Here is a 21,614-nt window from a genome sequence, read left to right as displayed (position 1 = left end):
CTTTTTATACATTGAGCGTCCTGCTATTTTTGCAATGATTCCATGCTATTTTAACGACATTTTAGCTTTCTTTAAATCCTCTAATTCAACATTAAATGCAATATGTTTTTTGAAACGTGGTAAGGAATTTCTGATCCTTCCCTACCTATAACCAATCCAACTCTCTTCTTCTTTAATTCAATAAAGCTGCTCTATTATCTTTTATAAAGTATAAGACCTAATTTTTCATAAAACTCTATTAATACTTGTAAATTTTCTAGTAATAAAAAACTTCCATTTCACTCAAAGGTATAATGTTATTTAATTTTGTTCTTCTATTCTAATCCTTCTTCAACTAACCTGCTCCGATATTTTGAAGGTTAGTAGGATTATTTTCTTCATTAAAGTGTCCCCTTTTTTCACCGAGATCAAGGATTGTAGTTCGCCCCCTTTACTAAAATAATAAAAAATAAAATCTGCGGTTGTTTCAGTTGCTTTTTATAAAAAAGGTTGGTGGAGAGTCTACATTTTTTAACCACCTATATTCTTGAGCATCCATACTATCTTTAACCCAAACATCTCCTTGGTCTTCTTTTTCAGATGTTCGATACCAAGTAATAGATGAACCAACTACTTGAGGTGTATTATCTATTTTATTGTTCTTTGGAAATGTAAGCTGCTTTTGTTCTCCTGATTCAAGATTAATTACATACAACACAGTAAACATAGTTGGAACTGGTCCCACTTTCCACGCTTTGTTTTCTTTCGCCCGAGCAACAATTATTTCATCTGGAGAAAGCCATTCTAAATCTAGGTCTACATATCCTTTAGGTGTGTAGTCTTTTTGTTTATTCAATGTAGGAATCTCGGTAACTGTTGTACTTTTGTTTACAACAAAAAATCTTCCTTCACCCGATATGAAGGCTAGTTGATTTATTGTAGGAGCCCACTTTATCCATTTTTCATACCCAAGCATTTTCCCTATAACTTGAAATTGATCTCCAGCTGATGAAAGTACAGCTAATGTATTGCTATCATTAGACCAAGACGCAGTTGGTGCTAATAGAAAGCTAACCCAGCTCCCATCAGGGCTCCACTTAAAATAATCTGCATCAATTGCAAATAAGTCGGTTGTATTTGTTTGAATGGTGTAAAAAGGCTTGATTTTATTCGTATCTAGATTGGCATCTACGGGTACTTTAAAAAGACGAACTGGTTCCCATCCAGTAGGAAGTAAATTAGATTGAGATGAAACGATAAACGCTTTTCCGTCGGGGAACCATTCAAAATCACTAACACCTAGAGATACATTTTCAAAGCCGTGTGGCCGCCCATTTTTTGTTTTTGTAACATTTAGGATACCTCTCGAATTGTAAGCTAGTTGATTTGATGTTGGCGACCATTTAATTTGACTTGTTTCAATTGATGGATACGGTTGATAGCTTTCCTTTTTCTTTAAATCATAAATATACAGATACGTTTTTTCTCCATTCTCGTTACTTGCTAAATAGGCAATATACTGACCATCTTTTGACCACTTTGGAGAGGATACATACCGGCCTGTTGTAAGCTGTATTTCTTTATCTCCCTCCTTCATCCATAGCTGATGATTACGTATATAAGCAGCTTTAAGAAGAACTTCAGCAGAAGCATCTATTGAAAGATTAAAACTAACGAATAGTATTAATAATAAAATTCTAATTGTCATTTATCACACCTCTCCTTTTTTTCCTTTTCTCGACGATATTGTTTCCAAACATTGTTCAATTATTCTGCCTCGTTAGTAAAAAAGCGTCTTCACTAAGTTAAAGTGGAAAGTTTCACAAATGATAGAAAATAGATTATACTGGACTAACTATCCTATTCAAAAAGGAGCATTTTCTATGACCGAGAATAATCATTCTGAAGTACCAAAAAAAAATAAGCCTGCAAGAGGCAGTGAAACAGCAGCTTGAAAACAAAAAGAACAATTCCTCTTCTAATAAAGGAAAAAAGAATGTCGACCTTTCAACAAAAAAATGAAAAGCCAGCAAACGAAAAAAACAAGCAATACCCGTAGAAAAATGGGTGTCTAATATACGGACAATATCGGGAAGACATATTACCAGGCAAAGCTGTTGATATTGTTAAAAAGGATCGAAAAAGGAAAGATTACCAGAGATATCATTTAACATGTTTTTACCAAATCGGGCACCCTTTTCCCCACGGAATTAAAGTCAGGCTTACAGATGGACAGATTGAACGTGTACAGGAAATCCAATCTAAATAAAAGAAGTGAAAAAGCATTCAAGGGTGAACTGTTCCTTGAATGCTTTTTTAAATTATTTTATTCTTTTCATTTTATAACTTGTTTAGCTAAATGATTCGTAAAAATAGAGCTGTCTAAGCAGCTCAATGGTCTTCAAATAAAGCACCCCGTTAGCCATCCATGTAGCGCAAAACCAACACTACACCACAGAAAATGAAAGATTTTTACGTTCTTCATGGGAGTTTAATAAGAACAGCGACGCTTCTTCCACAATCGCACCCGATTGTTTCTGTAAAGTCATCCGTTTATTTCATTCGTTTACTTTGCCTTGAGTTCTAGATGCTTATTCCCCTACCATACCGTCGTTATCATTGTCTTTCATATATGGGTATAACCAGTGATCACTCGTTATTGGCATGCTATAACCTGCTGCTTTTGCTTCTTTAATCGTTACTTGACCATTTCCATCTGTATCAACGCTAGAAATATCTTCAGTGCCATTCAAAGCATTGGCCTTATTAGAACTTGTTGACTTATTTGAGTTAGTTGATTTACTTTCTGTTAATCCTAGAGATTTATTTATTTCATCAGGGTTGCCGTTATCAAACTCATCTACAATTTTATTCCCTTTTAAAGTGTAAGTGTACTTGTAATGAGAAGGAATCTGCGTTTCCGTATTAGGATATGTGATTATTGCTTCAAAACTAGTAGCTCCACCAGCTTTACGAATAGCGTCTTCCATATATGCTTGATCACCATGTCGGTTAAGCGTACTATCTTGTGGCGTAATATTATAAGCATTTGATACCCCACCAAGAGAATCTGCAATAACATGTCCTTCATCTAAATCTGCTCTTTCAACACCAGGAACTTTTGCTTCATCAGCGTAGTATCTGCCAGACGATGTTACAGGTTCGGTACGATCATCTTGTAGAACGATTTCGTTAGCAATGACACGGACTATTTGCCCGTGTTCATTCGTAAAGGACCAATACTCTCGGTCCCCAAAACCAATGTCAACGACGACGTTAGGTTCGCGATGTCCAGACAAATCACCACCATCAACTTCAATTAGTTTGTAACCTTTGAACAGTTGATCTTTTGATTGAGTTGATGTTTCCTCTACTCCTTGTTTTTCAGCCGTAGTTTTTTCTTTTTCACTATTTTTTGTAGTTACTTCTTGTGAATCAGCTTTCCCATCAGTATTTGATACATTATCTACGTTAGTACAACCAACTATAAAGATGGCAGTTAAGAATAAGATCAAATAGTTTATTTTCTTTTTCATTTTGGGACTCCTTATAATATTTTTTTTACTGAACATTCTAGAGATCTTTGAATAAAACATAAATTAACATTGTTAACCTATTTAAAATAGTATATTACAAAATTAATTTTATTACATTAGATACTTAGTTCGAAGTATGTAGTGTTAAATTCCAATACAGATTAGACGAGTCCATTGCATTATATTTTTCAAAAATAAAATTTAGCTATACTTGCTTATGGCGGAATAACTGCTTTCACAATCTTATCTATCCTTTTATATCAATATTCAGTTTTAAAAAAGATGTTATTTAGTAATATTGGTTCTAGTACTGAAAAAGGCACAATTCCAATTCACGAATCGCGCCCGATTGTTTTATATCAAGATAAGATACTTTTATGATCTCGGAAGAGGAGAAAAACCCCTTTTCATTTGTTTAAATGTCTCACTCATCCATCCAACTACGTAAAAGTTCTTCGAAAAAGAGTTTCGGCGCAGAGGACTGGTCATCTTGTAGATAGCTTTTAGCCACAGCCATAATATTTAGCTTCGGAACAATAAATATATATTGCCCGTATAATCCATTTGCATAGTAATATTCAATTTTGGTGTTACTATTAGCAATTTCACAAGTCCATAGCTGATAACCATAACCAAATGTTCTGTCCTCTTCTGCTTCAAATTGTTTATATGTTTTTTTTGCCTCGTGGATCCAGTTAGATGAAACCACTTGATTTGATTTAAATTGCCCTTCGTTTAGTAATAAAAATCCAAACTTCACCATGTCCTCTAAATTTAAAGAAATACTAAAGCCACCCTCGTGAATTCCTTGCGGGTCCTTTACCCATATGTATTTTTTTATCCCTAATGGATGGAATAGAAATTCTTCAGCAAATGAGGCGGTAGAACCTCCAGAAACTTTTTGGATGATCGCGCTTAGTAAATGAGAGTTTCCACTATTATATTCAAAGGTTGAACCTGGTCTATGTATAACTGGTTGTTCTAGTATGAATTTAACCCAGTTTTTTGAACTTTGGAATTTTCCTACTTGTAACCCCGAAGTCATAGTCAGCAAATGAAATAATGTGATTTCCTCCTTCATTGGGTCATTGAACTCTAATATTTCCGGAAAGAAGTTATAAATTGGATCATGAATGTTTTTTATTAGCCCTTTATCGACCATAATTCCAATTAATATAGACACAATACTCTTTGTAATGGAATAAACCTTTGTCGGATTTTTTATGACTTTTTTATTCTTTAAATATTCAAAGATCCGTGTATTTCCTTTATAAATGACAAAACCTTCAATTTTAATCTTCTTCACTTTCTTCTCTAACTCATTAAAAGATATTTCGCTCATACATATAATCCCTCCGCCACTAAATTGTGTCATTAGTTTATGTACATCAGTTTATAATTTATCCTAAATTTTAACATAAATTCATTAATTTTATCAAAGGCGTTATTCAATTAAATGGCCCGATTGATGAACACATGTAAAACACCACTCTTCAACTAAACTGCCCAGTTAGAGAAAAAGCGATTGCTCAAATTGAACAATCGCCCCCGTTATTTAAAGTATGATTCTTCACAAATTCTTTGGTATTCGCAGTAAGTAGTTGATAACCCTACTTATTAATTTCCTCATATTGTGCAGTAAAATTCTGATTACATAAACCAACATAACATCCAAAACATAATATTTGCGAAGCCATTAAATAATTTAAATCTATTAAACTAACCAGAATTACTTTTCTTTTTTATTTCGCAACACTACACTAATAATTATGTAGATGAAACTTAATAAAAGAAGTAATAAGCCACCTAGAATGATTAATCCTATCAATTTCAAAACTATGCTCCTCCTTCCTATACGTAAAGCTGAACATTATCTTTCAGATATTCATTCAATATAGTGATGAAATTTAAAATCCCACTTTTGTATATCTATTTAAAATAACCTTCTACTCCTTATTATTCAACTAAACTGCTCCGTTAGTATTAAAAAAAAAAGAGCTGCATATGCAACTCAATGATCTTCAAGAAAAGCCACCCGTTAGCCATCCATGTAGCGCAAAATCAACACTACACCACAGAAAATGAAAGATTTTTACGTTTTTTCATGGGAGTTTAATAAGTGTATATGGAATTATTAGATTATATATTTATCATTTTCTCTTAAAAGATAATAATTTTTTAATTCGGATTTATTATTATAAATCTTTATCTCCTCGTCTGTGAGAATATACTCTATTTTTTTGACTCCATCATTCGCATAATAGATATATTTAACATAAGGCTCATCTTAAAAAACATAGCCATCACTTAATTCATGCTCAGGATCACCGATATATTGCAACATTAAAGTTACAAATTCCTCATCTGCTCACCTTTAAGAAGTTGGTATTATTCCTCCTCAATTCTTTTCAAATCCTCCATAGATTTCAACCTTATATCGCTCACTTTCCCATCCCCTTTAACATTAATAAAATCTCTTCTATTACAATATCAGGCTCGTCATGATGTATATAATGTCCACTACGGCTAGCAATCCGGAACTTACTTGACGTTGACAGCCATTGGAATTCTGCTTGTAGACTTTGTTCAATTTCTAATATTTCTTGAGAAGGCCATCCATCTTCACCATCATCGGGTAAACCTCTTGTAATAATTGAGAGAGGGATATCACTTTGTCTTGAATAATCAACAATTTGCTTATAACTCTGTATTTTATCAATTTTCTCACTATTCAACATAGGGTTCTCGAAATATTCCCTATTTCCTGCAAGTAGATTTTCTGGTAGAACCTTTTCATAGGCGAGTTCTTTATATTCCGGTGCAGCGTCAACCAGAACCATTCCACAGATGTCCAGCGGATAAAGACTGGTATACAATCTGGCGACCAACCCACCAAAGGAATGGCCTACTAATATATAAGGCTTCTCCACGTCAAGCGCTTGTAACAATTCAGAGAGCTCCTCGACAAGATCACAGCAAGTTCGCGGGACTGCTACGTCTTGACTCCTACCAATACCCGCCCTGTCATAGGACAAGGTTGACGTTTCATCCGATATTCGGTCTTGAACCTTTTTCCATGTTTCATGGCTATCGCCTAACCCTGCAATAAAGATTACGCTTGGTGTATTTTTACGTTGATATTTATTGAACAGTCTACGACTATTATAGAAATCGATTATCTTTTTATGTTGTATAGTCACTTTTAATCACCCAATTAATTTATAAGCTTTACATTATTATTTCCACAATAAAATAAGAGCCGTCTATGCAGCTCAGTAATCTTTTGCTAAAGTACCCGTTACTTTAAGTACATTTTTTCACAAACTACTTTATATTATCTATAAAATAGGTATCATAAGATTCTTTAAATATGTAACCCAGCTTTTTGGCTAATTCGACAGATTCAGAATTCGCTCCATCCCAACTAGGGTAAAGCCCTCTATCTAAACAATATAATATCAGGGCAGAGGCTGTGATAGTTGCTAAACCTTTTCTTCTAAATTGAGGATGGGTAGCAATTTCAATCTCTATACCATCATCATAAATACTAAAAGATGTCGCCGCACAAACAACTTGTCCCTCATGTAATATTGCATACCCCACACCTCTATTGACAAAATCATCAATAGAATCAAATTGATTAACGAAGTCTTCTGAGAGCTCATGGAAAGACGGTAAATTTGCTATATTGTTATCAACTTTCTTGATTTCATAATCTTCTGGTAATGAAGACGTTATGTTATGTAAATGTGTTCTATTGAGATGCTCTGGATCCTTTTCAAATCTGTACCGTTTAAATTTCTCAACCGCACCATTATGGACAGTTTCTATTCGATTTTTCCATTCTTCTGAATCAACAATTGCAAGAGTGAATTCGGGGAGATTATAAAGCAATTTCTCAGCTTCTTGAGTATTAGGATCGCCAGCATAAAACACAAAAATCCCCACAGTTATCTGGGCAACCGTTGGGTTCTCAAGGTTATCCACCCAAGCTGTTCCCATATGGCCATGGAGATACGAAAGAACAATAGTGCTATCAATATTTTCAAACATAGGTACTAATTTTTTTCTTACTTCGTTATTCGCTTCATAAATCATTCAATTCCTACTTTCTTAATAGTTTTATTAAATTCCATTCCCATCCATATTATCACAATAATTACACAACAAACATCCATTATTACCTCTTTTTAAATATAATGGTAATTTTAGTACTCTGCCCTGTTAGTCAATGAGCGTTCCCTCTTATTATCGATAGGAATTTAATCTTGGTTTAAGCACCATAATTTTTCCAATAAAATATCAGACTCTTTTCACTTCTAAATCCTTCAAACGTAATTTTCGTTCAAAATATTCTTTCCTCATCCTTGATAAGCAATTAGGCCCGATTGTTTAACAAAATTAAACAGCACTGTTGAACTAGCCTGCGCCGTTAGTAAAAAAGCGTCTCTACTCGTTGTAAGTTAAAGCGGAACGTTTCACAAATGATAGAAAATAGATTATAATGGACTAACTAACATATTTAAAAAGGAGCATTTCCTATGACCGAGAATAATCATTCTGAAGTACCCCAAAAAAAAATCAGCCTGCAAGAGGCCGTGAAACAGCAGCTTGAAAACAAAAAGAACCAATCCTCTTCTAATAAAGGAAAAAAGAATGTCGACCTTTCAACAAAAAAAATGAAAAGCCAGCAAACGAAAAAAACAAGCAATACCCGTAGAAAAATGGGTGTCTAATATACGGACAATATCGGGAAGACATATTACCAGGCAAAGCTGTTTATTGTTAATAAAGGATCGAAAAAGGGAAGATTACCAGAGCACCCTTCCCCACGGAATTAAAGTCAGGCTTACTGATAGACAGATTGGACGTGTGCAGGAAATCCACTCTAAATAAAAGAAGTGAAAAGCATTCAAGGGTGAACTGTTCCCTGAATGCTTTTTTAATTTTTATTCTTTTCATTTTATAACTTGTTTAGCTAAATGCTTCGTAAAAAAATAGCTGCTTATGCAACTTCATGTTCTTCAAGTAAAGCACTCCGTTAGCTCAATAAGTACATTATTTAAGCAACGTTTGAAGACCTATTAGCAAGGGTGCATACACGATTAGTGGAATAAGCAAAATTACTGCACCAATTTTTTTAATTCCCTTTTGTAATAGTAAAAGAGAAGTGATGAAAAATAATGGGTAAATAATAAAAGCAATTATTAATATGCCATAAACTAATTGATATAGTTTTCCTGTAAATGCTCCTATGAATGGGATTGAAATCCATTCTAGTATGCTAAACGCAATAACCAATATCCATAACCATTTAAGTGTCATCACTAATCACCTCGATATCCCTGATTGGTCAAAAAAGGTAAAAATTCTTATTTCACTTTATCACCGAATAATATTCCAATTTCTTGTATTAATTTTACCAAATAAGTCCAACCGCTGTTCGACTAAAGTGCTTCGTTAGCTCAATAAGAAAAGCTACCTTTGACTTCGGCTGCTTGATCTTAAACACTTGCACCCCATTAGTTGAACAAGCACCTCTCTTCTATTACAAATAATGTTCGAACTGCGAACTATAAATAACTGAATTAAAAAACGATTAATGTTCAGAATTTTCTTAACGTGTAATATAGGTTATGTTATAATTTTCCTTATCGTAACAAGGAGGTACAAGTCCAATGGTAAAATAATAATAAGAGAAAATCTTAAATTATATTAATAACTTTAGAATATACATGTAGATTTTCTCTTTCATGAATGAATATATAGAAAAGAGGAAAAATCCCATGTTAAATAAATTAAGTGATACTATTTATTATTTATCTAATCAAGATGATAGAGAACGACCAACATTAGGATTGGTATGTGGTAACCGGTATAGTCTAATAATAGATTCTGGTAATTCTCCTCAGCACGCTAAGGACTTTTTACTAGAAATCGAGAATCTAAATGTACCACCAGTTAAATATGTTGTTATTACCCATGCACATTGGGATCATTTCTTAGGAATGAATGAATTTGATGCAACGGTTATAGTTAATAGTCAAACAAACGATATAATAAAAGAATGGCAAAGTTTGTCTTATGATGATAGTTCACTTCAAAAGTATGTGACTACTAGTCAGATGAGTGCTATGTGTATGAAGATTATACAAACTGATATGCCAAACAGGGACAGTTTTAAGTTGAAATCTCCGGATGTAATCTTTGAAAATACATTAACTATTGATTTAGGAAACAAAATTTGTATTCTCAAAAGTATCAAAAGTACTCATACAGATGATTCTACAATCATTTATATTCCTGATGAAAAAGTTATCTTTTTAGGTGATTGTGCATATGGTACGACCACAAATTCTTTATTTCATTACAAGCAATCATTGTTATTGCCTATGATTAAAGACATTCAAAAATATGATGCGGAAATGTTCCTACTTGGTCATGAATCTATCTGTGATTTAAATGAAATGAATATATATTGGGAAGAGTTAACAACTGCAAGCCAAGTTGTAAAGTCCACCTCACTAGAAAATGCGATAGAGTCCTTTAAGGCAGAAAATAAACGTGACCCTAATGATAATGAAATATTTTTCATAAAAGCATTTGTTAATGACCATATTATTCAGTCACAATAGTTATCTAGAAAAGTAGCCCCCTCATTTGAATGAGGGGGCTTTTAATAATGTATGAGCGTTTAATCAGTCCAAAAGCTTTGTTTTCTTGTTCAAATGAGATATTAAAGCTCACCTTCTTTGTTCAACTAACCTGCCCCGGTAGTTGAATAATTAATAACAGACATAACAATTTGTTACTTCCACCCTAATAAAATTTCTCCACTAAATTTTATTTCTAGTACAAACTTCTTTTCAATACAATATAGCATTTGCTCAACATATTTTAAGTCATTGAAACTCTTAATAATATTATTTATTGGAGTTACTAAAACTGGTGGGGTTCCTGGATATCCTGATGCTTTTTTCAAACTAATTACCTTAGCATTGTCATATCTTTGCTCACTAATAAACTGTTGAATGTGACGAGAATTAGTAATTTCCACTTTGTTTTTCATTAATACCCAATCAATACCACCAATTCCACACGATTCTACAAATGGATAATCATCTTGTAATTTATCATAAATACTTTCACTCTCTTCTTCTGATAAAACTTCTACTAAATTTTTATCTTGGTAATACTCTTTATATTCAGATGCTATATTTGTATATTCTTCTTCTAAACGTTTTTTCTCTCTTTTGAAATGCCACCACCGTTATGGATAAGATAGATTATTAATTTATAAGAGCTATTTTTATTAAATATAGAATTTTGAGTAAATTACGTGACTTTAACTCTCTCCCTCCCCAATTGTCCGCACTTGTCTATTTATCTTTATATCTCTCATCATAATATATCTTAATTGCAATTCATTTTTACAGATACAAAAGGAGAAGGTGTAAAAACATAAATGAATCTAATACATGAGATTAACCAAAAAACACAACAAATTATTAAAAATTTGAAGCAAGACCAATATAATGATGGCTCGTGGAGATATTGTTTTGAAAGTGGACCAATGACCGATGCAAATATGATTATCATGTTAAGAGTATTAGATTATGATGATGAGACTCTTATAAAGAAACTTGTTGCACGTCTACTTCAGCAACAACAAAATAACGGTGCTTGGAAGCTTTACGATGATGAAAAAGGCAATTTATCTGCAACAATTGAAGCATATACAGCGCTTTTATTTTCTGGACATTTGAATAAAGATGATCCGTCGATGAAATTAAGTGAACAATTTATTGTTGAGAATGGAGGGCTTGAAAAAAGTCATATTTCTACGAAGTGTTTACTAGCTATTACCAACTTATACCCTTGGCCAAGACTATTTCCTATCCCACTTAGTATCATGAATATACCAAAGTTTCTAACATTTAATTTTTTTCATTTCAGTTCATACGTACAAGCACACTTTCTTCCTATCTTAATATTAGGTCACGATAAATTTGTAGTTACTAATAAATGGACGCCAGATTTACAGCATTTATTTTTATCTCAAAAGAAATACAAAGCACTTAAAAAGGAAAAAAGATGGTTTAATTTATTTAAAAAGATTTTGCCTTCTTATAAAGAATCTACGAGGCTAAAAGCTGAACAACATTTATATAATTCCATTGAAAATGATGGGACATTATATAGTTACGCAAGTTCTACATTTTTAATGATTTATGCACTACTTTCTCTAGGTTATAAAAAATCTTCTCCTATTATTCAAAATGCTATTGGAGGTATTAGATCTTTTTTATACGAAAAAGGAGATGTTTTACATATTCAAAACTCTCCTTCTACTGTTTGGGACACTGCACTAATTTCTTATTCCTTACAAGAATCGGGTCTTACCATTAAGGATCCAACTATCCAATTAGCTTCGAACTTCATAATGAAATTACAACACAAACACTCTAATAAAGGATGGGGTTTTTCAGAAAGCAACTCCATTAATCCAGATGTTGATGATACACAAGCGGCATTAAGGGCACTATCTAATTTTACATGTAGTCATTCTGAATTTAGTATGGCCTGGAATTCGGGAGTTAATTGGTTACTAGCCATGCAAAACAATGACGGGGGCTGGGGAGCATTTAAAAAAAATAGTCCCTCATACATTAAGTTGCTTTTCCCGATACAGAGTTTTGAAGACACTGCTATAGATCCTTCTGCCGCTGATATCACCGGCAGGACATTGGAATTTCTAGGGAATCATTTAAATTTGACTATGCAGCATCCTCGTGTAATGAACAGTGTAAAATGGCTAATAAAGAATCAAACTAATAATGGTTCATGGTACGGACGTTGGGGGATATCTTACATTTATGGAACATGGGCCGCTGTCACAGGCTTAAAAGCAGTTGGGGTTTCATCTGATCATCCAACTATTCAGAAAGCAACAGATTGGTTGTTAAATATAAGACAATCTGACGGAGGCTGGGGTGAATCATGCCAGAGTGATTTTCATAGAGAATATATTCCTTTACCCTATTCTACACTAGTGCAAACTTGTTGGGCAGTTGATGCTTTAATTTCTATTTCTGAGTTTCCTACAAAAGAAATCACAGAAGGAATTATAAGAATTTTAGAATGGCAAAATACAGAAACTAATCGGACCACTTATCCTACAGGCGCAGGTTTACCAGGACACTTTTATATACACTATCACAGCTATCAATACGTATGGCCTTTGGTTACATTGAGTCATTACTTAAAAAAATACAATTAGTTCATTATTGGAATTTTTTTTAAATAGTTAATCTATCTATCCCCCTCCTTTTTCATCTCATATACTATACTGTTCCTATCTTTTCTGTAATTTACTTTTATTTGAAAGGAGGTTTTTATCAATGGGCAATATTGATCCTAATTTAATGCGTGTTTTCCGACAAAGAATTAGAAATCCCCAATGTTTCGGTCGTGTATGCGGAGCTCTTAGATCATGCAACTATCATCAGTTAAGAAGTCCCGCAGGTGCATACGGTCTTGTTGATCGTCTATCTGAATGCTGTGGAGTACCTATTTCAAGAGATCAGAGAGATCATGCAGCAAACTGGCTTATGAATTGTGGAGTTGATCCTCTAAACTCAGATCATCGAAGAAGGATGTGGGGTATTGTTAGGGGAGGTTTGTGGTAAACTGAAACACTTTTAAAACTATTAATCAAAATATTCTTGCAAAAGAATATTTTGATTAATAGTAATCTTTTTTTATTTCCTAAAAATTTTATTTTCTTCATTTCACCATAATATGCACACTCTTAATAATTTAACCTTGCATATTAATCCTTGGTATATTTTTAATCAACTTATATAATTTATATGTCTACTAGTCTCGTTGGTGTTAATTACTCAACTTATTTTTTAAAAAATATTTACATAATAAATAAAACTTTTGAAATCAGTAAAAAGCACCCCTATTTAAGAAAATTCTTAAGGATTTCTAATATTCTTAAACAAACCTGCGCCGTTATCACAAAAAAGTGATGGCTCTAATTGAACAATCGCACCCTTTATTGGAATACCCCGTTTGTTTAAGTACATTTATTCACAAACTTAATTCTAAAAAAGCTTAGGCGTACCTAAATGTAATTACCACTTATTATTATTATAATTTTTTCTATAAATGTAGTCATCATTTTTATATTTTAACCAATTACTAATAGAATTAATACTCACTATAAAAATTCCAAATAAAACAAACGCCACACTGTAATGACCAATGAATAATAAAACAAACGCCGCAACCAATAGTAATATCATTAAAATTATTACCGAGATTTGTAATTTCCCCTTCTTCTTATCATTCATATGTTCAACCTCCTATCAAATCGCCAATATTTTTCCGTATCTTTTAATATGTTTTATATGGTTTATTCTACCATATTTTTAATATTTACAACATCCTTTGATATCAACCTTCTTCAACTAAATTGCTCCGTTCGTTGTAGAACGTATAGAAAAATTTACATATACTATACTAAATATTTTTAGCCTATATCTTTAAACACAAATAAAAACTGAACTAATATCAAAATTAGTTCAGCTTAAAAAAGTATTATAATCCTGCACATTTTATATAAGATACTATGCTATCAAGTGCATTACTTTAACTTTTGACAAATAATAAAATACTGGTACCTGAGCGTTTCTTGCGCCGTTCTGTGCTTTCTTTCTGGCGACTGCTGAAAGTTTAGGGCTTACTTGATCATTTTTTTGTCGACCCGAGCAGGTCCCAGGCTTACCTGATCATTTCTTCTGTCGATCCGGGTAGTTTTCCAGCTTAAGCCAACCAGAACGCTTTAAACTTACCTGACACGAAAGATTTTACAGTTTAAAATAAACAGTAACTTTTTCATCGAACACTTCTGTTTCCAAATATCGTTCTCCGTGATTGTCACCCGAATAGTGAATATCAATTAACAACACATTGGCCTTTAGTAACGATTCATGCTGTTGGATGATAGTTGTTGCTTTAGAACTTCCAGCAATCGAAATCGATACATACTGTTCAACAGGAAGTTTCCATTTTTTGCGTGTATCTTGAATTGTGCGAATTAGTTCCCTAATCTGTCCTTCTTCAAGTAAGCTAGCTGTCAAATAAACATTCATAAGGACTCGACAAGAAGCATCTTCGGCTAAGATATAATGTTCCTTCACAATAGATTCAGTTAACACATGCGCTTTTAATAATGTTATCTGTTCCCCATCAATCGTTAACGTAACTGAACCTGTTCGTTGTAATACATTTTTCTCCTCATCATGTAAATTCACTACGTAATCTTTTACTTTGTTCACTTTTGGTCCAAATGCTGCACCAGCTGTTTTAAAATTAAGCTTATAATGAACGGTTTCGTAAGCTGAAAAATCATTTGTCCAAACGCATTCTTTTATATTTAATTCATCTTTCACGAGCTCGCTATATGGTTGATAATCTGTTAACTCGCCATCAACAGCGACAATCATTTCACTTACCGGCTGCTTTACTTTGATCCCTTGACTATTACGTATACTGCGGCCTAGCTCTACGATGGTTAAAATATTCGCCATTTCTTTTTCAAGCTTTGGATTCAATAGTTGTTCATTACATGTTGGGTAGTTTTGTAAATGAACACTAGATCCAGATAATTGTCGATATAAATCCTCCGCGATAAATGGAGTAAAGGGTGCTAGTAATTGGCAAATTGTTGTTAGTAGCTCATACAGTGTACTATAAGCACCTCGTTTATCCTCTGTCAGCCCATTTGCCCAAAATCTTGCTCGTGAGCGACGGATATACCAGTTACTTAGCTCTTCTACAAGCTTGCCGATTTCGCGTGTTGCCTGTGTAAATTGATATTCATCCATAGACTTTGTAACAATCTGAATTGTATGATGTAATCGAGAAAGTATCCAATGATCAAGCTTTGTACGTGTACCAGTCTTTTCTGCATCGTATTGGAAACCATCTATTTCTGCATATAGCTGATAAAATTTGAACGTATTATCTAATGTATCTACTAGCTTTGATTTCGCATCCATCACAATTTTTTTTGAAAAACGTTTAGGATTCCAAGGAGAACTGTCCACTAAGAACGCCCATCGTAATGCATCCGCTCCGTACTGCTCTATCAGTTCAACTGGCTCTAACGCATTTCCTTTACTTTTCGACATTTTCTGCCCATGCTCATCTAAAACATGCCCTAAAGAAAGTACATTTTTATAAGGTGCCTTTCCTGTAAATAAAGTAGAAACCGCTAATAAGCTATAGAAAAAGCCTCGTGTTTGATCGATACCTTCGATGACCACATCAGCAGGAAATTACTTGTTAAAAGTAGTAAGGTCTCCAAAAGGATAATGATGCTGAGCAAACGGCATTGAACCACTATCAAACCATACATCAATCACTTCAGGTGTACGTTCCATGTCACCACTACACATTGGACAAGTACACTCAACGTCGTCAATATACGGCTTGTGAAGCTCGATGTCATGTAAAGTGCCCTTCGCTAATTTTTTTAAAGATGCAATACTATTTGGCGCCTCTTCATGACCACAATCCTGACAAACCCACACATTTAACGGTGTACCCCAATAGCGATTACGGCTAATATTCCAGTCCACTAGGTTTTCTAAGAAATTACCAAATCTACCGTGTTTAATATGATCAGGATACCATGTAACTTGTTCATTATTTTGTAATAGTTTATCTTTCAATGCAGACATATTGATAAACCAGCTGTCAGTCGCATAATAAAGCAATGGTGAATCACAGCGCCAGCAATGAGGATAGCTATGCTCATATTTTTCCTTATCAAACAATAGCTCCTTTTTAGCAAGCATTTTAATGATTTCGACATCGCAATCTTTCACAAATTTACCATTAAGCTCTGGAACCTCTTCTGTATAGCAACCCTTTAAATCAACAACATTGACAAACGATAGCCCATTTTGCTGAACCGTCTTATAATCGTCCTCCCCGTATGCAGGTGCGATATGGACGATACCAGTTCCACTATGCTCTGTAACATAATCCGCTAGTACAACGACATGCCCCTTATCAACTGTTACATAAGAAAATGGTGGGGTGTACGATACACTTTCAAATTCACGCCCTTCATGTTCACTTAACACTTCAACAGAATCAGCAAAAACTTTATTCACTAGTGATTTTGCTAAGATATAGACTTTATCGTGCCGCTTCACTCGAACATACATGAGCGTAGGATTCATGGCTAATGCAACATTGGCAGGTAATGTCCATGGAGTCGTTGTCCAGCCAAGAAAATATTCATCTTTATCCTTTAGCTTAAACATTGCCGTGACAGATAAATCCTTTACATCCTTATAGCCCTGTGCAACTTCATGAGAGCTTAATGATGTTTGACAGCTAGGGCAATATGGTGAAACACGGTGCCCCTTATATAAAAGCTTTTCCTTGTGCACATGACTTAAAATATTCCAAACAGACTCAATATAATCATTACTTAGCGTTAAATACGGGTCATCCATGTCAATCCAATAGCCTAGCTGCTCTGTAAAGGAACGCCATTTCTTCTCATAGGTAAAGACACTTCCCTTACACTCTTGAATAAATTGTTCGACACCATATTTCTCAATTTCTTGCTTACCAGAAATACCAAGTTTTTTTTCCACGCCTAACTCTACAGGCAAACCATGTGTATCCCAGCCAGCTTTACGTTCAACTAAATAACCTTGCATCGTTTTATAACGAGCTACGACATCCTTAATCGTTCTGCCAAATGCGTGACCTACGTGTGGTAAACCATTCGCTGTTGGCGGTCCTTCGTAAAATACAAAAGGCTTATTGTCAGAACGGTTTGCAACAGACGCTTGAAACGTTCCTTCTTGTTCCCATAATCGACGAATCCTTGTTTCTCTTTCTACAGTCGTCTCTTTCTTCTCTTCAGCTTGCATGTAAAATTCCTCCTATACTAATTGTATAAAAGGCATACAAAAACCCCGTCCCAAGTAAGGGACGGGGTTAACCGCGAATACCACCCTAATTCTATTGAATCAACGCTCAATAGCACTCAGCAACGTACAATCATACGTGTTCTTTTTAACGGTAGACACCCGGATTAGCTTACTATGTTCAGCCAATCTTCTCAGAGAGGATCTTCATGTAACACCTGCACACCGACTTCCACCAATATGTCGGCTCTCTGTAGAACAAAATGATACACTACTCTTTCTCATCAACGAATTTGTATGCTTTTATTGTCACTCATCTTAACAAACAAATTTTTGTCTGTCAATAATTTCAAAGCACTAATATTGGTAGCGATTTCCTTATAATTCATCAAGACATGCTTCGATGCTTTTATGAAGAGTTGCAAACTTAGGCTTTCCATTTGTTTTAATATAAAAGCTTTTCACAAAGGATTTACAGTTAAAAACTAAAATTCTGTGATGCTGTACATCGAGCTGTTCTTTTTTTACTTTTAAAGTTGCAGGTAATTCTTGTAGCAATTTAGTGATCTCTTGCTCCTCTAAACCATACTCAAGCATAGTGAAAATAGGTACTAAAATCCGTTCATCTTCATTGTGAATGAAAGCATAATCTTCTTGCAAAATGGCGTTAAATAATGTGCCTACTACTTCAATATAAGACGCTTTATTTAATTTCGGATTTTTCACCAATTCATCGATTGCATCAGCCATATGGGCAACACTATGAGCCCAGCCTTTCACCGGCACGTAGCCTCTTACATCCGATTCAGCTGATAAATAAGCTAGTAAACGATCTTTACACTCATTTATTTTGTGCTCAGATAAAAAATTGTCTTCATTATCTCTATATAAAATAAGTGCGATTAAGAGCGACGTAAATGTGCGGGTAAAAACTAAATCTGATTCCCTGTCTTCGATACCCTTACATAATAAATTATTCAAACATTCCTCTAAAAGCTCAGTTAAGAGTGAATGCTCTAGTAAGTTTTTTTCACGAATCAATTCATAAAAAGATCCATAAATTAGGTTATCTCGTAGCTCACTATCTAATGAGCCGATATGTAACATCATTGATTGTATGAGTTGAGTTTGGTCCACTTGCTGCCAGCTTCTAACTCCACTATTTAATTCTCTGAGAATTTCTTTTAAGTCATTTTCCTTTAATAAGGTTTCATTTTTTAACATACGCACTGTTGCTCTCCTTTTCACGTTTTTTTATTTTGAATAATCATAACTACTTTCATGATAAATGCCGTCAAGCTTCCATCCCTTATTTAACCGAACGTAAGTAAACTCCTTCTGGTCGTTGTCCATTACAACAATCACCTTGCTTTTCCAAGGGAAGGTTGCCGCACGCACCTTTCCATTTCTGACCTCATTAATTTGGTCGGACAAAGAAAGCAGAGTTGATGGCGTAACACTATTTTGTTTCAAGTATTGCGGACGGTCAGAGCTATCTTCAAATTCCTTCATTACTTGTTCATGAAAGGCAATTACTTTTTTGTTTGTATCATACATACAAATCCCTAGTGAGCTAATGCATAAAACGAATAAGCTTCCCAAAAAGATGCCATGCTTTTTCTTTAACCCTATATAAAATCCCCATTTATATTCTTTTTTGTATAAATAATAATAAATACCTATACATATTGGCCAAATAAAAAGAAATTGCCACATACCAACCAAAAGATATCACCAAAAGACACAAAATATCTAATCATATTATGATTTAAAAACCAAAGCGGTAAAGTCCAACGCAAGCTAAATTTTCCTTTAGAGATGCTTTTAAATAAATAAGTATGAGTGGTGAAGATAGGATAAATGATTTATTCACTTCCCTGTACCTATTTTCCAAGTATTCAAATACTTACAATAATTGTACCTTATTCCAAATATAAAAAACAACTAATAAAAAGCTAGACATTCTTGAATTTTTGAATGTCTAGCTTGATTCATTAATGTTCTTCCAGTATTTTCATGCTGTCAATATCTGCAAATCTTATTATTTTTATATTATGTTGGGTTCTATCCTGGTTATATTTAACTTCTACATAATCACCAAGTGACAATGTTTTTGGAGTATCAATTAATGGGAACCACATACCATTACCATATTTTTTTACGATTTCATCTACAGATTGTTCACCAATATTTGATCCACCAGCATTAGAAACTACTAAAAATTCATGTTCCTTAATGGCTACGACTACTCCATCTTTTGAACGACTTCCCTTTTCTTTCACTGGAACATCATATTTTTCACGTAGGGATGCTATTTCTTGACTATTATGATCCTCAAAATAGTTCAAAGCGTCTCTTTCTACTAGAAAAAGTAGCATCATTCTTTCTACGTCATTGTATCGATTTTTTTCCTGCTCTAGCAATGTACCGATAGTAACATATTTATAAGTCATTGGTTTAGTAAATTGTTCAAAATACTCTTCTTTTGTAAGATTCACCTTTTTCAATCGTTCAGGTTTTATACTTGATTCTTGCATTACTTCAAGCTCTTTATCGATGTTTTCTTGGGTAGGTACTACCCCCTTTGATTGCGCGTAAGCGTATAAAGATTCCAAATGTAAATAGGATTCAAATCTCACCTTCCCATCAGCATTCAATTTCTGATCCTTTACATTAGGATCCATTCCCAGATAGAAGTATAAAAGCTTTTCATCAAAAAGAGTCGGTATACTTGCTGTTTGCTCCTGACTTCCGCTGTATTGAGTATATATAAATATTCCAATACAAACTGTTAATATAATAGACATTACACTATATTGCCAATGCCAAGATCTTTTTTTTATCTTTTGCTGCTCTAAATGCTGTACTACGTTGGTCATAACACGCTTTTTGCTTTCGGTTAAATCATTTAATACCCTTACATCGACTTTACTCATGCAGCAGGACCTCCCATTCAATATGCTGTAGCTTTGGCTTTAAAAGCTCTCGTCCACGACGTAGCCTTGTTTTCACCGTACTCTCCGGAACACTTAAAAGCTCGGCAATTTCAATAACAGACATTTCCTCAAAATAAAAATAAATAAGAATCTCGCGCTGTTTTAATGGTAGTGCTAAGATGGCATTTTCAACTAAGATTTGTTCATCCTGCTGTACTAACATATCCTTTTTCGTTACAGCCTGCTTGGCAAAGATCTTCTGCTGAACTTGTATTTTTCTGTATGTCCAGCTACGTAAATAATCTTTACTTTTGTTAATAACGAGCTTCGATAAATATGCCCGTAATTCTCCTCTTTCTTCATAGTTTTGCTGATTATCGTAAAATTTAATAAATACATCTTGAACGATATCTTCAGCACTTTGTATATCCTTAACGTAATAAAAAGCCAGTCGGATGAGCATTTCTGTATGCTGCTGCATTATTTCTTCGAGTTCTTTAATTTCAAGCAACATCTCTCCCCCTCTCTGCCCTATAAACGGTGCTCACGGTATAGAGGTTTGCTTTATTAGTATTTTTTTAAATAAAATTTCTTAGGATAGATATGTATCTATGCACTGTTCTCCTCATTAACACAGTAAATATCTTCTTTACTTGATCAGATATTTCCGCGATTCTAGCAGTTCCGAACTCCATTAGTCTAAATTTTCATTAGAAAAAGGCGCAATGACCGCTTTTTCGTTTGAAGAAAGCACAATATTTGTTGATGGGGTTCCATAAGGCATTGCCTCATCAATAAACTGTTCCAATGTTTCCACTGAATTGGTTGCAATTTTTACAATATAACTTATTTCACCCGCTACTCGATAGCATTCGAGGACATCAGGATGTGCATTACAAAAATCAGAAAGACTTTTACAATCAATTGATTTAAATAAAATAATGGCTTGAATGTCTCGATTCAACTTTTTTAAATTTACCTTCGCACTATAAGCTTCAATAATCCCCTGCTCTTCTAATTTTTTAACACGCTCAATAACTGCTGGGGATGATAAATGAACTGTAGCCGCCAATTCTTTCATCGATATTTTTGCATTTCGCTGCAATTGCTGTAATATTTCTGTATCTATATGATCCATATGTATCCACCTTTTTAAATAAATTAGATTTAATAAAATTCCTTTTATTATAAAGCAATTC

18 protein-coding genes, 2 pseudogenes and 1 other annotated feature are annotated in these 21,614 nt (G+C 33.9%); of the genes and pseudogenes, 6 read left to right on the top strand and 14 right to left on the bottom strand.

The genetic code is table 11. From position 1 onward, the window contains the following. Positions 1–466: 466 nt before the first annotated feature. Positions 467–1,687 carry a PD40 domain-containing protein gene (locus ACZ11_RS07770; protein ID WP_049665071.1) on the bottom strand — a complete coding sequence of 407 codons (1,221 nt, stop codon included), beginning with the start codon at positions 1,685–1,687 and terminating at the stop codon, positions 467–469. A gap of 175 nt (positions 1,688–1,862) precedes the next feature. Here ACZ11_RS07770 and ACZ11_RS26945 point away from each other — a divergent pair. Further along, positions 1,863–2,054, top strand: a pseudogene (locus ACZ11_RS26945) (hypothetical protein). Beyond that, entirely contained in the window at positions 2,054–2,248 is a 195-nt protein-coding gene (locus tag ACZ11_RS27470) for a DUF2196 domain-containing protein (protein ID WP_082172791.1), read from the top strand. The pseudogene ACZ11_RS26945 and the gene ACZ11_RS27470 overlap by 1 nt, the downstream one beginning before the upstream one ends. A gap of 322 nt (positions 2,249–2,570) precedes the next feature. Here the strand turns inward: ACZ11_RS27470 and ACZ11_RS07765 are convergent, their stop codons facing one another. The 4 genes from ACZ11_RS07765 to ACZ11_RS07750 all read right to left on the bottom strand — a co-directional run bounded on the left by ACZ11_RS07765 (position 2,571) and on the right by ACZ11_RS07750 (position 7,613). Beyond that, on the bottom strand, positions 2,571–3,515 hold the full coding sequence (locus ACZ11_RS07765; RefSeq protein ID WP_049665069.1) for a DNA/RNA non-specific endonuclease: 945 nt from the start codon (positions 3,513–3,515) through the stop codon (positions 2,571–2,573). Between the two features lie 424 nt (positions 3,516–3,939). Beyond that, positions 3,940–4,857: a serine hydrolase domain-containing protein gene (locus tag ACZ11_RS07760; protein WP_049665068.1), complete on the bottom strand. Its 918-nt coding sequence runs from the start codon at positions 4,855–4,857 to the stop codon at positions 3,940–3,942. A gap of 1,099 nt (positions 4,858–5,956) precedes the next feature. Beyond that, entirely contained in the window at positions 5,957–6,715 is a 759-nt protein-coding gene (locus tag ACZ11_RS07755) for an alpha/beta fold hydrolase (protein WP_049665066.1), read from the bottom strand. Positions 6,716–6,839: 124 nt separating this feature from the next. Then, positions 6,840–7,613, bottom strand: a complete 774-nt coding sequence (locus ACZ11_RS07750) for a GNAT family N-acetyltransferase (protein WP_049665065.1) — start codon at positions 7,611–7,613, stop codon at positions 6,840–6,842. A 443-nt stretch (positions 7,614–8,056) separates the two neighbouring features. Between ACZ11_RS07750 and ACZ11_RS07745 the strand changes: the two genes are divergently transcribed. Further along, positions 8,057–8,251 carry a hypothetical protein gene (locus tag ACZ11_RS07745; RefSeq protein ID WP_049665063.1) on the top strand — a complete coding sequence of 65 codons (195 nt, stop codon included), beginning with the start codon at positions 8,057–8,059 and terminating at the stop codon, positions 8,249–8,251. Next, positions 8,244–8,411 (top strand): DUF2196 domain-containing protein, encoded by a 168-nt coding sequence (locus ACZ11_RS25700; protein WP_236690805.1) that lies wholly within the window; start codon positions 8,244–8,246, stop codon positions 8,409–8,411. The genes ACZ11_RS07745 and ACZ11_RS25700 overlap by 8 nt, the downstream gene beginning before the upstream one ends. 162 nt (positions 8,412–8,573) lie before the next feature. On the opposite strand, the gene ACZ11_RS07740 is transcribed toward ACZ11_RS25700, so the two are convergent. Beyond that, the gene (locus ACZ11_RS07740; protein ID WP_049665060.1) at positions 8,574–8,840 is read right to left on the bottom strand and encodes a hypothetical protein; all 267 of its coding nucleotides are present in this window, start codon (positions 8,838–8,840) and stop codon (positions 8,574–8,576) included. A 461-nt stretch (positions 8,841–9,301) separates the two neighbouring features. Here ACZ11_RS07740 and ACZ11_RS07735 point away from each other — a divergent pair, with 461 nt between their 5' ends. Next, complete coding sequence (locus tag ACZ11_RS07735; RefSeq protein WP_049665057.1) at positions 9,302–10,150, top strand: MBL fold metallo-hydrolase; 849 nt, start codon at positions 9,302–9,304, stop codon at positions 10,148–10,150. Between the two features lie 173 nt (positions 10,151–10,323). On the opposite strand, the gene ACZ11_RS27600 is transcribed toward ACZ11_RS07735, so the two are convergent. After that, the gene (locus ACZ11_RS27600; protein WP_455749208.1) at positions 10,324–10,731 is read right to left on the bottom strand and encodes a CDI toxin immunity protein; all 408 of its coding nucleotides are present in this window, start codon (positions 10,729–10,731) and stop codon (positions 10,324–10,326) included. A 249-nt stretch (positions 10,732–10,980) separates the two neighbouring features. Between ACZ11_RS27600 and ACZ11_RS07725 the strand changes: the two genes are divergently transcribed. Then, complete coding sequence (locus ACZ11_RS07725; RefSeq protein WP_049665051.1) at positions 10,981–12,795, top strand: terpene cyclase/mutase family protein; 1,815 nt, start codon at positions 10,981–10,983, stop codon at positions 12,793–12,795. Positions 12,796–13,657: 862 nt separating this feature from the next. Here ACZ11_RS07725 and ACZ11_RS07715 read toward each other — a convergent pair. The 7 genes and pseudogenes from ACZ11_RS07715 to ACZ11_RS07685 form a co-directional block, all read right to left on the bottom strand. After that, a complete protein-coding gene (locus ACZ11_RS07715; RefSeq protein ID WP_049665048.1) occupies positions 13,658–13,876 on the bottom strand; it encodes a hypothetical protein in 219 nt (72 codons plus the stop codon). A gap of 516 nt (positions 13,877–14,392) precedes the next feature. Continuing rightward, positions 14,393–17,482, bottom strand: a pseudogene (gene ileS / locus ACZ11_RS07710) (isoleucine--tRNA ligase). A gap of 54 nt (positions 17,483–17,536) precedes the next feature. Beyond that, positions 17,537–17,776 (bottom strand) — a binding site (T-box leader). Between the two features lie 81 nt (positions 17,777–17,857). Next, positions 17,858–18,703 (bottom strand): DUF2785 domain-containing protein, encoded by an 846-nt coding sequence (locus ACZ11_RS07705; protein WP_049667113.1) that lies wholly within the window; start codon positions 18,701–18,703, stop codon positions 17,858–17,860. A gap of 30 nt (positions 18,704–18,733) precedes the next feature. Then, positions 18,734–19,036, bottom strand: coding sequence for a hypothetical protein (locus ACZ11_RS26940; RefSeq protein ID WP_236690804.1), 303 nt, complete (start codon positions 19,034–19,036; stop codon positions 18,734–18,736). 437 nt (positions 19,037–19,473) lie between these two features. Further along, positions 19,474–20,415 carry a hypothetical protein gene (locus ACZ11_RS07695; RefSeq protein WP_049665047.1) on the bottom strand — a complete coding sequence of 314 codons (942 nt, stop codon included), beginning with the start codon at positions 20,413–20,415 and terminating at the stop codon, positions 19,474–19,476. Beyond that, complete coding sequence (locus ACZ11_RS07690; protein ID WP_049665046.1) at positions 20,408–20,929, bottom strand: sigma-70 family RNA polymerase sigma factor; 522 nt, start codon at positions 20,927–20,929, stop codon at positions 20,408–20,410. The genes ACZ11_RS07695 and ACZ11_RS07690 overlap by 8 nt, the downstream gene beginning before the upstream one ends. A 180-nt stretch (positions 20,930–21,109) precedes the next feature. Then, positions 21,110–21,553 carry an Lrp/AsnC family transcriptional regulator gene (locus tag ACZ11_RS07685; RefSeq protein WP_049665044.1) on the bottom strand — a complete coding sequence of 148 codons (444 nt, stop codon included), beginning with the start codon at positions 21,551–21,553 and terminating at the stop codon, positions 21,110–21,112. Between the last annotated feature and the right edge of the window lie 61 nt (positions 21,554–21,614).

This window comes from Lysinibacillus xylanilyticus (genome assembly GCF_001183605.1).
Taxonomy (GTDB): Bacteria; Bacillota; Bacilli; order Bacillales_A; family Planococcaceae; genus Lysinibacillus; species Lysinibacillus xylanilyticus.
The sequence above is the reverse complement of the archived record's forward strand: the minus strand, read 5'-3'. Positions and strand labels throughout refer to the sequence as shown.

Excerpts from the sequence above, each read along its gene's own strand:
- ACZ11_RS07770 (WP_049665071.1), bottom strand. The coding sequence starts at position 1,687 with ATGACAATTAGAATTTTATTATTAATACTATTCGTTAGTTTTAATCTT.
- ACZ11_RS07765 (WP_049665069.1), bottom strand. The coding sequence starts at position 3,515 with ATGAAAAAGAAAATAAACTATTTGATCTTATTCTTAACTGCCATCTTT.
- ACZ11_RS07760 (WP_049665068.1), bottom strand. The coding sequence starts at position 4,857 with ATGAGCGAAATATCTTTTAATGAGTTAGAGAAGAAAGTGAAGAAGATT.
- ACZ11_RS07750 (WP_049665065.1), bottom strand. The coding sequence starts at position 7,613 with ATGATTTATGAAGCGAATAACGAAGTAAGAAAAAAATTAGTACCTATG.
- ACZ11_RS07745 (WP_049665063.1), top strand. The coding sequence starts at position 8,057 with ATGACCGAGAATAATCATTCTGAAGTACCCCAAAAAAAAATCAGCCTG.
- ACZ11_RS07740 (WP_049665060.1), bottom strand. The coding sequence starts at position 8,840 with ATGACACTTAAATGGTTATGGATATTGGTTATTGCGTTTAGCATACTA.
- ACZ11_RS07735 (WP_049665057.1), top strand. The coding sequence starts at position 9,302 with ATGTTAAATAAATTAAGTGATACTATTTATTATTTATCTAATCAAGAT.
- ACZ11_RS07725 (WP_049665051.1), top strand. The coding sequence starts at position 10,981 with ATGAATCTAATACATGAGATTAACCAAAAAACACAACAAATTATTAAA.
- ACZ11_RS07715 (WP_049665048.1), bottom strand. The coding sequence starts at position 13,876 with ATGAATGATAAGAAGAAGGGGAAATTACAAATCTCGGTAATAATTTTA.
- ACZ11_RS07705 (WP_049667113.1), bottom strand. The coding sequence starts at position 18,703 with ATGTTAAAAAATGAAACCTTATTAAAGGAAAATGACTTAAAAGAAATT.
- ACZ11_RS26940 (WP_236690804.1), bottom strand. The coding sequence starts at position 19,036 with ATGTATGATACAAACAAAAAAGTAATTGCCTTTCATGAACAAGTAATG.
- ACZ11_RS07695 (WP_049665047.1), bottom strand. The coding sequence starts at position 20,415 with ATGAGTAAAGTCGATGTAAGGGTATTAAATGATTTAACCGAAAGCAAA.
- ACZ11_RS07690 (WP_049665046.1), bottom strand. The coding sequence starts at position 20,929 with ATGTTGCTTGAAATTAAAGAACTCGAAGAAATAATGCAGCAGCATACA.
- ACZ11_RS07685 (WP_049665044.1), bottom strand. The coding sequence starts at position 21,553 with ATGGATCATATAGATACAGAAATATTACAGCAATTGCAGCGAAATGCA.